The 15,247-nt window shown below is 61.2% G+C and carries 12 protein-coding genes and 1 riboswitch; of the genes, 7 read left to right on the forward strand and 5 right to left on the reverse strand.

Annotated elements, in window-relative coordinates:
• Positions 1-7: 7 nt before the first annotated feature.
• From sucC to lpdA, 6 genes are all read left to right on the forward strand, one after another.
• Positions 8-1,204, forward strand: coding sequence for an ADP-forming succinate--CoA ligase subunit beta (sucC, locus tag KW403_RS05700; protein WP_223021768.1), 1,197 nt, complete (start codon positions 8-10; stop codon positions 1,202-1,204).
• Positions 1,205-1,210: 6 nt separating this feature from the next.
• Complete coding sequence (sucD, locus tag KW403_RS05705; RefSeq protein ID WP_223021769.1) at positions 1,211-2,113, forward strand: succinate--CoA ligase subunit alpha; 903 nt, start codon at positions 1,211-1,213, stop codon at positions 2,111-2,113.
• A gap of 112 nt (positions 2,114-2,225) precedes the next feature.
• Positions 2,226-5,213, forward strand: a complete 2,988-nt coding sequence (locus KW403_RS05710) for a 2-oxoglutarate dehydrogenase E1 component (protein ID WP_223021770.1) — start codon at positions 2,226-2,228, stop codon at positions 5,211-5,213.
• 21 nt (positions 5,214-5,234) lie between these two features.
• Positions 5,235-6,776, forward strand: coding sequence for a 2-oxoglutarate dehydrogenase complex dihydrolipoyllysine-residue succinyltransferase (gene odhB / locus KW403_RS05715; protein ID WP_223021771.1), 1,542 nt, complete (start codon positions 5,235-5,237; stop codon positions 6,774-6,776).
• 66 nt (positions 6,777-6,842) lie between these two features.
• On the forward strand, positions 6,843-7,598 hold the full coding sequence (locus KW403_RS05720; RefSeq protein ID WP_223021772.1) for an SDR family oxidoreductase: 756 nt from the start codon (positions 6,843-6,845) through the stop codon (positions 7,596-7,598).
• A 32-nt stretch (positions 7,599-7,630) separates the two neighbouring features.
• Positions 7,631-9,037, forward strand: a complete 1,407-nt coding sequence (gene lpdA / locus KW403_RS05725) for a dihydrolipoyl dehydrogenase (RefSeq protein ID WP_223021773.1) — start codon at positions 7,631-7,633, stop codon at positions 9,035-9,037.
• Positions 9,038-9,093: 56 nt separating this feature from the next.
• On the opposite strand, the gene KW403_RS05730 is transcribed toward lpdA, so the two are convergent.
• From KW403_RS05730 to KW403_RS05750, 5 genes are all read right to left on the reverse strand, one after another.
• Positions 9,094-9,297: a hypothetical protein gene (locus KW403_RS05730; protein ID WP_223021774.1), complete on the reverse strand. Its 204-nt coding sequence runs from the start codon at positions 9,295-9,297 to the stop codon at positions 9,094-9,096.
• A 72-nt stretch (positions 9,298-9,369) separates the two neighbouring features.
• On the reverse strand, positions 9,370-10,443 hold the full coding sequence (locus KW403_RS05735) for a TraB/GumN family protein (RefSeq protein ID WP_223021775.1): 1,074 nt from the start codon (positions 10,441-10,443) through the stop codon (positions 9,370-9,372).
• Positions 10,444-10,510: 67 nt separating this feature from the next.
• Positions 10,511-11,452, reverse strand: coding sequence for a tyrosine recombinase XerC (locus KW403_RS05740; protein WP_223021776.1), 942 nt, complete (start codon positions 11,450-11,452; stop codon positions 10,511-10,513).
• A gap of 75 nt (positions 11,453-11,527) precedes the next feature.
• On the reverse strand, positions 11,528-13,339 hold the full coding sequence (locus tag KW403_RS05745; RefSeq protein ID WP_223021777.1) for an ABC-F family ATP-binding cassette domain-containing protein: 1,812 nt from the start codon (positions 13,337-13,339) through the stop codon (positions 11,528-11,530).
• Between the two features lie 3 nt (positions 13,340-13,342).
• On the reverse strand, positions 13,343-13,990 hold the full coding sequence (locus KW403_RS05750; RefSeq protein WP_223021778.1) for a thiamine diphosphokinase: 648 nt from the start codon (positions 13,988-13,990) through the stop codon (positions 13,343-13,345).
• A gap of 95 nt (positions 13,991-14,085) precedes the next feature.
• Positions 14,086-14,199, forward strand: a riboswitch (TPP riboswitch).
• A 37-nt stretch (positions 14,200-14,236) separates the two neighbouring features.
• On the opposite strand from KW403_RS05750, the gene thiB reads away from it, so the two are divergent.
• Entirely contained in the window at positions 14,237-15,241 is a 1,005-nt protein-coding gene (gene thiB / locus KW403_RS05755) for a thiamine ABC transporter substrate binding subunit (RefSeq protein WP_223021779.1), read from the forward strand.
• The last annotated feature ends 6 nt before the right edge of the window (positions 15,242-15,247 follow it).

Below are 15,247 nucleotides of genomic sequence, written 5' to 3' on the forward strand. Positions count from 1 at the left end.
GCCTCCAATGAACATTCACGAGTATCAAGCCAAGCAGCTTCTGAAGAGCTATGGCGCACCGGTGGCCGATGGCGTGCCGGTGTTTGAGAAGGGCGAAGCCGAAGCCGCTGCGAAAAAGCTTCCCGGACCGCTCTATGTGGTAAAGAGCCAGATCCACGCGGGTGGACGCGGCAAGGGCAAGTTCACCGAACTCGGGCCCGACGCCAAGGGCGGCGTGCGGCTTGCGAAGAGCGTCGAGGAAGTTGTCGCGCACACCAACGAGATGCTCGGCAACACGCTCGTCACCAAGCAGACCGGCCCGGCCGGCAAGCAGGTGAACCGCCTCTACATCGAGGACGGTGCGGACATCGACCGCGAGCTCTACCTCTCGATCCTCATCGACCGCACGGTCGGCCGCCCGGCTTTTGTCGTTTCGACCGAAGGCGGCATGGACATTGAGGCCGTCGCCGAAGAGACGCCGGAGAAGATCCTCACGCTCGCCATCGACCCGAAAACGGGCGTAACGGCTGACGACGTGAAGAAGCTCAACGAGGCGCTGAAGCTCGACGGCGAGGCGGCAAAGGACGGCGAGACGCTGTTCCCTATCCTCTACAAGGCCTTCACCGAAAAGGACATGAGCCTTCTGGAAGTGAACCCGCTGATCGTCATGGAAAATGGCCGTCTGCGCGTTCTCGATGCCAAGGTCTCCTTCGACGGCAACGCGCTGTTCCGTCACGAGGACGTGGTTGCCCTGCGCGACACGACCGAGGAAGACGAGAAGGAAATCGAGGCTTCCAAATACGACCTCGCCTATGTCGCGCTCGACGGCAACATCGGCTGCATGGTCAATGGTGCCGGTCTCGCAATGGCCACGATGGACATCATCAAGCTCTACGGAGCCGAGCCTGCCAACTTCCTCGATGTCGGCGGCGGCGCATCCAAGGAGAAGGTGACGGCAGCCTTCAAGATCATCACCGCGGACCCGGCCGTGAAGGGCATTCTGGTCAACATCTTCGGCGGCATCATGCGCTGCGACGTCATCGCTGAAGGCGTTGTCACTGCCGTCAAGGAAGTGGGCCTGAAGGTTCCGCTGGTGGTTCGCCTAGAGGGCACCAATGTCGATCTTGGCAAGAAGATCATCAACGAAAGCGGTTTGAACGTGATCGCCGCCGATGATCTCGACGACGCCGCCAAGAAGATCGTTGCAGCCGTTAAGGGAAGCTGAGCCAAGATGTCCATTCTCGTAAACAAAGACACCAAGGTTCTCGTTCAGGGCCTGACCGGCAAGACCGGAACCTTCCACACCGAACAGGCGCTTGCCTATCATGGCACGCAGATGGTCGGCGGCATTCACCCCAAGAAGGGCGGCTCCACCTGGACCGGGCAGGGCGGTGAAGAGCTCCCGATCTTCGCATCCGTCGCCGAAGGCAAGGAAAAGACCGGCGCAAACGCATCCGTGATCTATGTCCCGCCGGCAGGCGCGGGCGCGGCCATCATCGAGGCCATCGAGGCCGAGATCCCGCTCATCGTCTGCATCACGGAAGGCATTCCGGTGATGGACATGGTTGCAGTGAAGGCGAAGCTCGACAAGTCCAAGTCGCGCCTGATCGGCCCGAACTGCCCCGGCGTCCTGACGCCGAACGAGTGCAAGATCGGCATCATGCCGGGAAACATCTTCCAGAAGGGTTCCGTTGGTATTTTGTCGCGCTCAGGCACACTCACCTATGAAGCCGTGTTCCAGACCACCAATGAAGGTCTCGGCCAGTCCACGGCGGTCGGCATTGGCGGCGACCCGGTGAAAGGCACCGAATTCATCGACATTTTGGAAATGTTCCTTGCCGACGATGAGACGAAATCGATCGTGATGATCGGTGAGATCGGTGGCTCGGCGGAAGAAGAAGCGGCCGAGTTCCTGCGCGACGAAGCCAAGAAGGGCCGTAAGAAGCCGATGGCCGGCTTCATCGCGGGCCGCACCGCCCCTCCCGGACGCACTATGGGCCACGCAGGCGCCGTGATTTCCGGCGGCAAGGGTGGCGCAGAAGACAAGATCGCGGCGATGGAAGCAGCCGGCATCAAGGTTTCGCCCTCACCGGCGCGCCTTGGCCAGACGCTCGTCGAAGCGATCAAGGGTTGAGGAAGAACGATAATCCCGGCTTGCCACACAAGTGGCAGCCGGGAACAATGTGACTGTCCGGCCATTGTTTGCCGGCGACCAAGGAGCCGGAACGCGGGTTCCGGAAATCAACATGGCACGGCAAGATCAGGCCAACGACCAGATGTCGCTCACCTCGTTCCTCTATGGTGGCAACGCCGCCTATATCGAGGAACTCTACGCCAGCTATCAGGACAACCCGGCTTCCGTCAGCGAAGACTGGCGCGACTTCTTCGGCGCACTCAAGGATGATGCCGCCGATGTAAAGAAGAACGCCGCCGGAGCCTCCTGGAAAAAGAAGAATTGGCCGCAGGCGGCCAATGGCGAGCTTGTCTCCGCCCTCGATGGCGACTGGGGCGCCGTTGAAAAGCACTTCGACAGCAAGATCAAGGACAAGGCCGCCAAGGCCGGTGCCGAGCTCTCGCCCGAAGAGACCTTGCAGGCGACCCGTGATTCCGTCCGTGCCATCATGATGATCCGCGCCTATCGCATGCGCGGTCATCTGCATGCTGATCTCGATCCGCTGGGCATCGCCAAACCGCTGGAAGATTACAACGAGCTGTCTCCTGAGGCCTACGGCTTCACGGAAGCCGACTATGATCGTCCGATCTTCATCGACCATGTGCTCGGACTCGAGACCGCCACGATCCGCCAGATGCTCGACATTCTGAAGCGCACCTACTGCTCGACGCTGGGCGTCGAGTTCATGCATATTTCCAATCCGGCCGAAAAAGCCTGGATCCAGGAGCGCATCGAAGGCCCGGACAAGGGCGTCGAGTTCACCGCCAACGGCAAAAAGGCGATCCTGCAGAAGCTGATCGAGGCCGAAGGCTTCGAGCAGTTCATCGACGTCAAATACAAGGGCACCAAGCGCTTCGGTCTCGACGGCGGTGAAGCGCTGATCCCGGCGCTCGAACAGATCATCAAGCGCGGCGGCCAGATGGGCCTGAAGGAAATCGTTCTCGGCATGGCCCACCGCGGTCGCCTGAACGTTCTCTCCCAGGTCATGGAAAAGCCGCACCGCGCCATCTTCCACGAGTTCAAGGGCGGCTCGTTCGCGCCTGACGATGTGGAAGGCTCCGGCGACGTGAAGTACCATCTCGGCGCCTCCTCAGACCGCGCCTTCGATGGCAACAATGTCCACCTGTCGCTGACCGCGAACCCCTCACACCTGGAAATCGTGAACCCGGTAGTGATGGGCAAGGCCCGCGCCAAACAGGACCAGGTGTTCGGCCGCAAGCGCGAGGAAGTGGTGCCGCCGGAAGAGCGCGCCCGCGTCATGCCGCTTTTGCTGCACGGCGATGCCGCCTTTGCCGGTCAGGGTGTTGTGGCCGAGTGCTTCGGCCTGTCGGGCCTGCGGGGACACCGGGTTGCCGGCACCGTGCATTTCATCATCAACAACCAGATCGGCTTTACCACCAATCCACGCTTCTCGCGTTCCTCGCCCTATCCTTCCGATGTGGCGAAGATGATCGAGGCGCCGATCTTCCACGTGAATGGCGACGATCCGGAAGCGGTGGTCTATGCAGCGAAGGTTGCCACCGAATTCCGCATGACCTTCCACAAGCCGGTGGTCATCGACATGTTCTGCTATCGTCGCTACGGCCACAATGAGGGCGACGAGCCTGCGTTCACACAGCCGATCATGTACCGCAAGATCCGCAAGCATACGACGACGAGCGAGATCTACGCCAAAAAGATGCTCGAAGAAGGTCTGGTCACCGAGGCTGACATCGAGAAGATGCGCGCCGACTGGCGATCGCACCTTGAAGCGGAGTTCGAGGCAGGACAAGCCTACAAGCCTAACAAGGCCGACTGGCTGGATGGTGTGTGGTCGGGTCTCAAGAAAGCCGATCACGCTGACGAGCAACGGCGCGGCAAGACAGCGGTTCCGGTCAAGACCCTCAAGGAAATCGGCAAAAAATTGACCGAAACCCCGGAGGATTTCGAAGCTCACCGCACGATCCAGCGCTTCCTTAAAAACCGTAAGGGGATGATCGACGAAGGGGCCGGCATCGACTGGGCGACGGCCGAGGCGCTCGCCTTCGGTTCGATCCTGCTCGAAGGCAACCCTGTTCGCCTTTCCGGTCAGGATTCGGAACGCGGCACCTTCTCGCAGCGGCATTCGGTGCTCTACGACCAGCGCGACGAGAACCGCTACATCCCGCTCAACAATTTGGGTCCGCAACAGGCCTATTACGAAGTCATCAACTCGATGCTTTCCGAAGAAGCCGTTCTCGGCTTCGAATATGGCTTCTCGCTCGCCGAGCCGCGCGCGCTGACGCTGTGGGAAGCGCAGTTCGGCGACTTTGCCAATGGCGCGCAGGTGGTCTTCGACCAGTTCATTTCTTCGGGCGAACGCAAGTGGCTCCGGATGTCGGGCCTCGTGTGCCTGTTGCCGCACGGTTATGAGGGACAGGGACCGGAGCACTCCTCCGCCCGCCTCGAACGCTGGCTACAAATGTGCGCGGAAGACAACATGCAGGTGGCCTACTGCTCGACGCCTGCGAACTACTTCCACATTCTGCGCCGCCAATTGAAGCGCGACTTCCGCAAGCCGCTCATTTTGATGACTCCGAAATCGCTGCTGCGCCACAAGCGCTGCGTTTCGACACTGGCCGAACTGTCCGGGGAAAGTGCGTTCCACCGCCTGTTGTGGGACGATGCGGAGCATCTGGACGGTGAGAAGATCAAGCTGGTGAAGGATTCGAAGATCCGCCGCGTGGTGATGTGCTCTGGCAAGGTCTATTACGACCTTTACGAAGAGCGCGAGAAGCGCGGCATTGACGATGTCTATCTCCTGCGTGTCGAGCAGCTCTACCCGTTCCCCGCAAAGGCCCTGATCAACGAGCTTTCGCGCTTTAAGAATGCGGAGATGGTCTGGTGTCAGGAAGAGCCCAAGAACATGGGTGCCTGGTCTTTCATTGACCCCTATCTGGAATGGGTTCTGCAGCATATCGAGGCCAAGAACACGCGCGTGCGCTACACCGGTCGTCCGGCCGCCGCATCGCCTGCGACTGGCCTTATGTCGAAGCATCTGGCGCAACTCGAGGCTTTCCTCGAAGACGCGCTCGGCGAATAGCAAGCGACGGAGAAAAACGACATGGCGACCGAGATTCGGGTTCCCACACTGGGCGAGTCCGTAACCGAGGCAACCATTGCCCGCTGGATGAAATCGGTCGGTGACACGATCGCCACTGACGAGCCACTCGTTGAGTTGGAGACCGACAAGGTTTCCATTGAAGTGCCGGCGCCCGCCGCCGGCACACTCGATGAGATCGCTGTCAAGGAAGGTGAAACCGTCGAAGTCGGCGCCCTTCTCGGCATGATTGCCGCAAGCGATGGTGCCGGCAAAGCAAAACCAGAAACCAATCAGGCCGGCGATAAGTCGCCCGGTAGCAAAGAAACCCAGGAGGCAACCATGGCTGGCGGCGGAAAAATCGTCGAGGTGAATGTTCCATCAGCGGGCGAATCCGTCACCGAAGCTCAGGTCGGCGAGATCTACAAGAAGGTCGGCGACGCGGTGAAAACCGATGAAGCCATTCTCGAGCTCGAAACCGACAAGGCTGCCCAGGAAGTGATGTCGCCGGTCGACGGCGTGATCACTGAGATGGTGATTGCCTCGGGTGACGAGGTCGAAGTCGGGGCACTTCTCCTGCGCATCGAACAGGGAGCCTCTGCCGGCGCAACAGCGCACAAGGCCGACAAGCCGGCCGAGAAGGAAGCCCCCGCGGCGAAGAAGGATGACGATGATGGACGTCCGCCCGCACCCTCTGCTCAGAAGCTGATGACAGAAAAGGGTATGAAGGCCTCGGACGTTGCCGGTTCCGGCAAAGAAGGCCAGGTGCTGAAGGGCGATGTGCTGGCAGCGCTTGAAGGCGGCGCACCGAGTTCACCGGCTGAAAAACCCAAAGCAGCCCGCCCCGCCTCTCCGGCCGAGGACGAGAACCGTGAAGAGCGTGTGAAGATGACACGCCTGCGTCAGACCATCGCGCGCCGCCTCAAGGATGCGCAGGACAGTGCCGCCATGCTCACCACCTTCAACGAGGTGGACATGACGGCGGTCATGGAGATGCGCAAGAAGTACAAGGAGCTCTTCGAGAAGAAGCATGGCGTGAAGCTCGGCTTCATGGGCTTCTTCACCAAGGCGGTGTGCCATGCGCTGAAGGAGATCCCGGCTGTGAATGCCGAGATCGACGGCACGGACATCATCTATAAGAACTTCTGCCATATCGGCGTAGCGGTCGGCACCGACCGTGGTCTCGTCGTGCCGGTGGTGCGCGATGCCGACCAGATGTCTATCGCCGAGGTGGAGAAGGAAATCGGTCGTCTGGGTCTCGCCGCCCGCGATGGCAAGCTCTCCATGGCCGACATGCAGGGCGGCACCTTCACCATCTCCAATGGCGGTGTCTACGGTTCGCTGATGTCCACCCCGATCCTGAATGCGCCGCAATCGGGCATTCTGGGCATGCACAAGATCCAGGAGCGGCCAATGGTGGTCGGCGGCCAGATCGTCATCCGCCCGATGATGTATCTCGCACTTTCCTATGATCACCGCATCGTGGATGGCAAGGAAGCTGTGACGTTTCTCGTGCGCATCAAGGATGTGCTCGAGGATCCGGAACGACTGGTCCTCGACCTCTAGAAAAGCCGGGCGCGGAAGGCGGATGTCTTTCGCGCCCTTGTCCATCCGGCGAGATCAGGAATGGCAATGATGCAGGCAGCAAAGACACTTCTGGTGACAGGCGGGAGCCGCGGCATCGGCGCTGCGCTCTGTCGACTGGCGGCCAGCGCGGGATATCGTGTAGCAGTCAATTATGTCGCCAACCCTGACGCAGCCGAAACCGTGGTCCGAAATATCGAACAAGCGGGCGGCGAGGCCTTCGCCGTCAAGGCTGACATGGCCGAGGAAACCGAAATCCTGGCCATGTTTGAGGCCGTTGACCGGCGCTTTGGCCGGCTCGATGCTCTTGTCAACAATGCCGGCATCGTCGACCGCAAGGCGCGCGTCGACGAAATGGACCTCGCTCGCTTTGAGCGCATGATGCGTATCAATGTGATCGGCACGATGCTGTGCGCCCGCGAGGCGGTGAAGCGTATGTCCACACGCCACGGCGGCAAGGGCGGTGCCATCGTCAACATATCTTCCATCGCTGCAGTGCTTGGTTCGGCAGGCGAATATGTGGATTACGCAGCCTCCAAGGCAGCGGTCGATACCTTCACAATGGGGCTCGCCCGCGAGGTCGCCGAAGAAGGCGTTCGCGTAAACGCCGTGCGGCCCGGCATCACCGATACCGAAATCCACGCCTCCGGCGGCCAGCCGGATAGGGCGCAGCGGCTTTCGGGTCTGATCCCCATGAAACGGCCTGGCACGGCAGAGGAAATCGCCCGCGCCGCGCTCTGGCTTCTCTCCGATGAGGCGTCCTACTCCACCGGCGCTATTCTCAATGTCAGCGGCGGCCGATAGCCGGCGCAACGGAATTCAGGAAAGGCAGGAACATGTCCTATGATCTCGTCGTGATCGGCACCGGCCCCGGCGGCTATGTCTGCGCCATCAAGGCGGCTCAACTCGGCCTCAAGACGGCCGTTGTCGAGAAGCTCTCCACTCACGGCGGCACCTGCGTCAATGTCGGCTGCATTCCCTCCAAGGCGCTGCTGCACGCAACGGAAATGTTCGCGGAAGCCGGCCATGGCCTCGCCGATCTCGGCGTCGAGGTGGGCAAGCCCAAGCTCAATCTCAAAAAGATGATGGAGCACCGCGTCAAGACGGTCGAGCAGAACACCAAGGGTCTCGACTTCCTGATGAAGAAGAACAAGATCGATGTCCTTCGCGGCTTTGGCAGCATCGCCGGCAAAGGCAAGGTCAGCGTTAAGAGCGACGACGGCAAGGAACAGACTGTCGAGACGAAGAACATCGTCATCGCCACCGGTTCCGACGTCGCCGGCATTCCCGGCGTCGACGTGACGTTCGACGAGAAGGTGATCGTCTCGTCAACCGGCGCGCTGGAGCTTGCCAAAGTGCCGGAACACATGGTGGTTGTCGGCGGCGGCGTGATCGGCCTCGAGCTCGGTTCCGTCTGGGCCCGTCTCGGCGCCAAGGTGACCGTGGTCGAATATCTCGACACCATTCTTGGCGGCATGGACGGTGAGGTCGCCAAGCAGTTTCAGCGCATGCTCGGCAAGCAGGGTTTCGAGTTCAAGCTCGGCGCCAAGGTCACGGATGTGGCCAAGGCCGGCAAGGGCGCAAAGGTGACCTTTGAGCCGGCAAAGGGCGGTGATGCGGAAACCGTCGAAGCAGATGTGGTTCTTATCGCCACCGGCCGCAAGCCGTACACAGAGGGCCTTGGCCTTGATGCCGTGGGGGTGGAGCTGGATGAGCGCGGACGCGTAAAGACCGACGGGCATTTCAAGACGAATGTCGATGGCATCTACGCGATCGGCGACGTGATCGCAGGCCCGATGCTCGCGCACAAAGCCGAGGACGAAGGCGTCGCAGTGGCCGAAATCCTCGCCGGACAGGCCGGGCACGTGAACTATGATGTGATCCCTGGCGTGGTCTACACCAGCCCGGAAGTTGCATCCGTCGGTAAGACCGAAGAAGAGCTGAAAAAGGCCGGCGTGGAATACAACGCCGGCAAATTCCCCTTCTCGGCCAACGGTCGCGCCCGCTCCATGCTCAAGACCGACGGCTTCGTGAAAGTGCTTGCCGACAAGAAGACGGATCGCGTGCTGGGCGTTCACATCGTCGGCTTCGGCGCCGGCGAGATGATCCATGAGGCAGCGGTTCTGATGGAGTTCGGCGGCTCGTCGGAAGACCTGGCCCGCACCTGCCACGCACACCCCACCATGTCGGAAACGGTCAAGGAAGCGGCTCTCGCCACCTTCGCCAAGCCGATCCACATGTAATCCGACAGGGATTTAAACAACGACGAAGCCCCGAAGCGAAAGCTTTTGGGGCTTTTTTACTCACCATCACCGGTGGGAACACTGTCGTTGACAGCCCCCGGCACCGTGGTGACATGCGGACCGAAGAGGCCGCTTCCTGAAATTGTCATGAAGACGAGTATGGCGATCACGGCGACGACGGCGCCAATCACAAACCCGCGCGTTCCCGCCGAGCTTGCGGAACGGTGTTTGGGATTCTCGTTTGGGTTTTCGTCTTGCATGACGTCACTCCAAAAGCCCTCCCCAGCACCATCAATACGATAACACGCGTTTAGTTAGCCGGAACCCTAAATCTACCGCATCCCTTCAACGGAATAACCTTGTGCACGCAAAAGTTCGATGAGCCCTTCCTCCCCGGGGAGGTGCAACGCTCCAACGGCGATAAAGGCATTGCCCTTCTCCAGTATCGGCTGCACTCGTTCAGCCATTGTTCCATTGCGCGCTTTGACCATTGCCTGATCGAAGGCAGCGTAATCTCCCGGAGTGTCTTCCTGCTCGGGGATTGCAGCACGAATAAGTGGCCAGAACATTCCGGTTTCCCCCTCCGCATAGAGAGAGATCATGGTTTCCATGATATCGTTGAGGCCATCACCCAGCGCCAACGTCTCCACGAGGCCTCGCACATGCATCTCCATAGGCAGAGAGGCCATGGCGTCCAGTTGCTCAACCGCCGTCTCAAGACCCAGAAGCTCTTTGCCGGCGTTTTGCGCATCCTCGGCGAGTTTAACGTCCAGGATCGGCATCCCGGCTTCCTTGCGCTGGATTTCGCAGGCAGGCAACGCCACCAGCGAGATCAACATCCAGGGTTTCATCTTCTTCACGCTGGCAAACGGAATGCCGCGGTGCTCAAGCGCATTCGCCACCAATTGACGCTCGGCCCCAGCCAGGTGATCTCCAAGCGTTTCCCTGCCGGTGAACATCATCAGGTCCGGACGTTTGAACATGGCCGCAGCCATTTTCGACTGATCGAGAATATCGGTCGTTTCGATGACAACGCGTTCGGCCGCGTCGAAAGCTTCACGAGCATCGGCGGGAAGAGAAACCACGCGTGGATCACTCATATGCATCGTGCCGAATAGATAAGAGGGCGCAAGGCCCTCCTTTTCAACCCGCCAAAGGAGTCCGCTGCCATTCGGCGTGTCCGCTGCCTGTCGTCGCACCTCTTCAAGGGCGGCCGGGTTCTCTGCGGCGAGTTCCGTCAGGAGGTTTGTGCCCGAACAGACAATCTCATCCGCCTTTGCCGGCTTTGCCATCGACAGGCCGAGGACCAGCGCCAGCAGCAGGAAAAGCGGAAAGGCAGCAGCGCACAGAAAAAGGCGGTCAACAAACTGCTCGGTCGCGGTGGTGGCTTTTGCATGCGTTTTCATGGCGCCACGCTAGCGGAAAATGACGGCCAAACTGTTAATCAGCCACCGCAAATTGCGCCGAACGAGATCAGGCTCGCGGATGGGCGGCGTCATAAATTTCCAGAAGCCGGGCAGTATCCACCCCGGTGTAGACCTGCGTGGTGGAGAGGCTGGCATGGCCGAGCAACTCCTGGATCGCGCGCAAATCGCCACCCCGCCCGAGAAGATGGGTTGCAAAGGAATGCCTAAGCGCGTGGGGTGTCGCTGTCTCCGGCAGGTTGAGCGCAGAGCGCATCCGCTTAATCTCACGTTGGATAATGGCAGGCTGCAAAGGACCGCCACGCGCGCCGCGAAAAAGCGGTTTGTCAGCCTCCAGATGGTAGGGGCAAAGGCGTTGATACTCGGCAACCGCTTCCAGGGATACCGGCAGCACCGGCACCATTCGCGTCTTGCCGCCCTTGCCGGTAATCCTGAGCCCCCCCTGACGCAGCGCCCCAAGCTGCCCACCGAGAAGCCCTAGCGCCTCTGAAATGCGAAGCCCGGCTCCATAAAGCAGCGTGAAGACGGCGGCATTCCGCGCCGCGATCCATGGTTCTTCGGCCAGTTGCCCCTCGCCAGAGGCGACCTTGCGCGCATCGGCGGCCGTCAGCGGCTTGGGTAGCGCGCGCGGCGCACGCGGCGCCTTCAGCGCTGCGGCAGCCGCCGCATTCACCAGCCCCCGTCGCTCCAGGTGACGCAGAAACGAGCGAACCCCGGCAAGCCCGCGCCCGAGCGTGCGGGCTCCCGCACCCCTGCCCCGCCGAAAGGCCAGAAAGGCGCGCAGGTCCGCCGGGCGCAACTCGGCAATGTCAGCGAGACCCGGTGCCTCGCCGCAATGCCCTGTAAGGAATTGCAGAAACTGCCGCGTGTCGCGCTCATAGGCATCGACGGTCAGCGCGGAAAGACGCCGCTCATCGACCAGCGCGGCGAGCCAGGCTGCGCGCGCCTTGTGCAGATCGGGTTTTGCGGAAATGAGAAAATCCTGGTTCATGCGGCGCATTCTGAACCAGTCTGGTTAGCGAGCGGTGAAGGCAGCCGTGAGGTCGGAGCCGTTTTGCAAGAGCTGCTATGCGCCCTCAACCTCCTCGCGCAGCATCTCCAGCTCCAGCCATTCCTGTTCCATCGTCTCCCGGCTCGCGCGCTTTTCATCAAGCTCTTTGGAAAAGCGCTGAAACGCGGCTGCATCGCGCGTGTAGAGGTTTGGATCGGCAAGTTTTTCTTCCAGAGCAGCGATTTCGTCAGCCAACTCATCGATCTTCTTCGGCAGCGTCTCCAGCGCGAATTTCTGTTTGTAGGAAAGCTTTTTCGAGGCCGGTTTGGGCGCGGCAGCGTTGTCCGCGGGCTTCGTCTTCTGCTGCTCGGCACTGCGCGCCTTCCGCCGTTCCAGCTCTTCGCCCTTGCGCTGCGCCATCATATCTGAATAGCCGCCGGCGTACTCGATCCAGCGGCCATCGCCGGCTGGCGCGATGGTGCTTGTCACTGTGCGGTCGAGGAAATCACGGTCATGGCTGACAAGCAGCACCGTGCCCGGAAAGTCCTCGACAAGCTCCTGCAGGAGGTCGAGGGTTTCCATGTCGAGATCGTTGGTGGGCTCATCGAGTACCAGTAGATTGGCCGGCCGCGCGAGGAGCCGGGCCAGAACCAAGCGCGCGCGCTCCCCCCCCGAGAGCTCGCGGATCGGCGTGCGCGCCTGCTCTGGTTTGAACAAAAAGTCCTTCATGTAGGAAACGACATGCCTTTCCTGCCCGTTGACGACGACGCTATCGCCGCGCCCATCGGTCAGGAAGTGAGAGAGCGTCTCCAGCGGGTCAAGAGATCGCTTCTGATCTAAAATGGCGATTTCGAGATTGGCACCGAGCCGCAGCGACCCCTCGTCGGGCTGGAGCTTGCCGGTAAGCAGATTGATCAAGGTCGTTTTGCCGGCGCCATTGGGGCCCACAAGACCGATCCGGTCGCCGCGCAGAACTCGCGCGGAAAAGTCTTTCACCACCTGCAACCCGTCATAGGACTTGGCAAGCCCCTTCGCCTCGATGACGAGCTTGCCGGATTCGGCAGCGTCGCTTGCCGCCATGGTGGCCACGCCCTCCGCGCCGCGGTGGCTGCGGTGTTTCTCGCGCAGCGCCTGCAACTCTCCCAGACGGCGCACATTGCGCTTGCGGCGCGCGGTCACACCGTAGCGCAACCAGTGCTCTTCACGCTCGATCTTGCGCGCAAGCTTATGCTGCTCGCGCTCTTCCTCTTCGAGCACCTGATCGCGCCAGTCCTCGAAATAGGCAAACCCCTTGTCGAGCCGGCGCGTCACTCCCCGGTCGAGCCACACGGTTGCGCGACTTACCTTTTCCAGAAATCGGCGGTCATGCGAGATGGTGACCAAAGCGGAAGAGGTCCGTTGCAACTCTTCCTCAAGCCACTCGATCGTGGCAAGGTCGAGATGGTTTGTCGGCTCATCGAGCAGCAGCAAATCCGGCTCCGGCGCAAGCACGCGGGCCAGTGCCGCACGGCGCGCCTCGCCGCCAGAAAGCGTCGCCGGGTCTTCATCCCCCGTGAGCCCCAGCCGGTCGATGACAAGCGCCACCCGGTTGATGTCGTCGGCAGGCCCAAGCCCCGCCTCCACATAGGCGCGCACGGTCGCGAACCCCTGCCAGTCAGGCGTCTGCGGCAAATAGCGTATGGTTGCTGTCGGCTGGCGGAAGATCTCGCCATCCTGCGGCTCCACGAGCCCGGCGGCAATCTTCAACAGGGTCGACTTGCCGGAGCCATTGCGCCCCACCAGCGCAAGCCGCTCGCCGGGGCCGACCATCAGCGCGGCACCGGCCAGCAGCGGCGTGCCACCGAAGGTCAAACGAATATCATCCAGCTTTAAAAGTGGCGGCGCCATGGTTCAGCGTTCTCCGTCATGCAGTAGATGCGCCATGAACAGCGCCCGGCCCTTTTTCAAGGTTATCGAGAGGTCGCCCTTAACGACATTGGAAAGTGTCAGCGATGATCCGAAGGGCACCTCCACGGCATCGAGCGGCCATTTCGCACCTTCGACTGTAAGGCCGGAAAGCTCCGAAAAGCCGAGAATCGAAAACAGTGTGCCATCAGCATAGGCGAAACTGTGACGCCGCCCCGGGACGAGCGGCACGCCTTCCTGATGCCCGCTCGTCAGCTTCGCGGCAATGCCGCGTTCGGAGAGCTGCAATGCCTGCGCGAAATGCAGGAACATGTGGTCGGCCCGTTCGCCTCCGAAAGCACCGGCCAGCAGAAGGCTTGTCGCCCCGGCCTCCAGAGCTGCCGCGATCGCGATCTCGCCGTCGGTCTTGTCCTTCTCGGAGGGGAAGGTGCGGCGCGCCACGTCGGCATAGGCATCCTCAAACCCGTCGGGCACGGAATCGAAGTCCCCCACCCAGAGCTCGGGCTTCACATCCAGAAGCGCAGCATGGCGCATGCCCGAATCCGCTGCGATGATGCGGCTGTCGGCGATTTCGGCATCAAGCGCCGGTGTCCGGGTGAGGTCTCCGCCAAGGAGAAGGGTAAAACGGCTCATGGGCGAGGCCCATATCATGCCGGCGGGCCAGCGCCAACGGCGTTTGCGCCATTCACCCCCCTTGCGGAGCTGCGCACCGCGCCCTATTTTTTCCCGTCGCTCTAACGGGGTGCCGGCGCATTGTCGGCTGAGAGGCTTGGGAAGCACCCAACCAACCCGCGGAACCTGATCCGGCTTATACCGGCGGAGGGATTAGACGCTTTTCATTCAGCGCCTCATTCCCAGACCAGAAAAGAGGAGGCGCAGATGCGCACCACCACCCTGCTTTCCACGCTGGCGCTCGGCGCGCTGGTCCTTTCCGGCCAGGCATTCGCCCAGGAAAAGCTCACCGTGTACACCTATGAGAGCTTCACATCCGACTGGGGCCCAGGCCCACAGGTGGAGAAGGCGTTTGAGGCAGAATGCGGCTGCGACGTGGAATTCGTTTCGGTCGCCGATGGCGTGGCACTGCTCAACCGTGTCCGGCTTGAGGGCAGCTCCACGAAAGCCGACATCGTGCTCGGCCTCGACAATAATCTTCTCCACGAGGCGCGGGAAACCGGCCTCTTCGCCCCCCACGGTATTGATACGGCCAAGCTAGAGGTGCCCGGCGGCTTTGAGAACGACATTTTCGTTCCCTTCGATTATGGCTATTTCGCCTTTGTCTACGACACCGAAGCCATCGAGACACCACCGGCAAGCCTGAAGGAACTGGTGGAGGCCGAGGGTGATCTGAAGATCGCCATCCAGGATCCACGCACCTCCACGCCGGGCCTAGGTCTTCTGCTCTGGGTCAAGGCCGTCTATGGCGACGAGGCGGCCACCGCCTGGAGCCGGCTGCAGGACAAGGTGCTGACGGTGACACCCGGCTGGAGCGAGGCCTATGGACTGTTCACCAGCGGTGAGGTTCCCATGGTGCTCTCCTACACCACCTCGCCCGCCTATCACCGCATCGCCGAAGACACCGAGCGCTACAAGGCAGCCAGCTTCGCGGAAGGCCACTATCTGCAGGTGGAAGTGGCGGCACAGACGGTTGCGGGCGCAAAAAACCCGCTGGCGCAGAAATTCCTCGCCTTCATGATTGGTCCCGGCTTTCAGGACGCCATTCCCGAAACCAACTGGATGTTCCCGGCCGGAGAAACCTCCGGCAAGTTGAATCCGGTTTTCGACGAACTCGTCAAACCGACCAAAACGCTCGAGTTCCCGCCTGAAGAGGTGGCAAAGAACCGGAAGACATGGGTCGATGAGTGGCTTTCGGTGATGAGCCGCTAAGCACAC

Origin of the sequence: Nitratireductor kimnyeongensis (genome assembly GCF_019891395.1) — a bacterium.
GTDB classification, from domain to species: Bacteria; Pseudomonadota; Alphaproteobacteria; order Rhizobiales; family Rhizobiaceae; genus Nitratireductor; species Nitratireductor kimnyeongensis.

Bases quoted from the DNA above. Each gene is read 5' to 3' on its own strand.
- sucC (WP_223021768.1), top strand. From the start codon at position 8: ATGAACATTCACGAGTATCAAGCCAAGCAGCTTCTGAAGAGCTATGGC.
- sucD (WP_223021769.1), top strand. From the start codon at position 1,211: ATGTCCATTCTCGTAAACAAAGACACCAAGGTTCTCGTTCAGGGCCTG.
- KW403_RS05710 (WP_223021770.1), top strand. From the start codon at position 2,226: ATGGCACGGCAAGATCAGGCCAACGACCAGATGTCGCTCACCTCGTTC.
- odhB (WP_223021771.1), top strand. From the start codon at position 5,235: ATGGCGACCGAGATTCGGGTTCCCACACTGGGCGAGTCCGTAACCGAG.
- KW403_RS05720 (WP_223021772.1), top strand. From the start codon at position 6,843: ATGATGCAGGCAGCAAAGACACTTCTGGTGACAGGCGGGAGCCGCGGC.
- lpdA (WP_223021773.1), top strand. From the start codon at position 7,631: ATGTCCTATGATCTCGTCGTGATCGGCACCGGCCCCGGCGGCTATGTC.
- KW403_RS05730 (WP_223021774.1), bottom strand. From the start codon at position 9,297: ATGCAAGACGAAAACCCAAACGAGAATCCCAAACACCGTTCCGCAAGC.
- KW403_RS05735 (WP_223021775.1), bottom strand. From the start codon at position 10,443: ATGAAAACGCATGCAAAAGCCACCACCGCGACCGAGCAGTTTGTTGAC.
- KW403_RS05740 (WP_223021776.1), bottom strand. From the start codon at position 11,452: ATGAACCAGGATTTTCTCATTTCCGCAAAACCCGATCTGCACAAGGCG.
- KW403_RS05745 (WP_223021777.1), bottom strand. From the start codon at position 13,339: ATGGCGCCGCCACTTTTAAAGCTGGATGATATTCGTTTGACCTTCGGT.
- KW403_RS05750 (WP_223021778.1), bottom strand. From the start codon at position 13,990: ATGAGCCGTTTTACCCTTCTCCTTGGCGGAGACCTCACCCGGACACCG.
- thiB (WP_223021779.1), top strand. From the start codon at position 14,237: ATGCGCACCACCACCCTGCTTTCCACGCTGGCGCTCGGCGCGCTGGTC.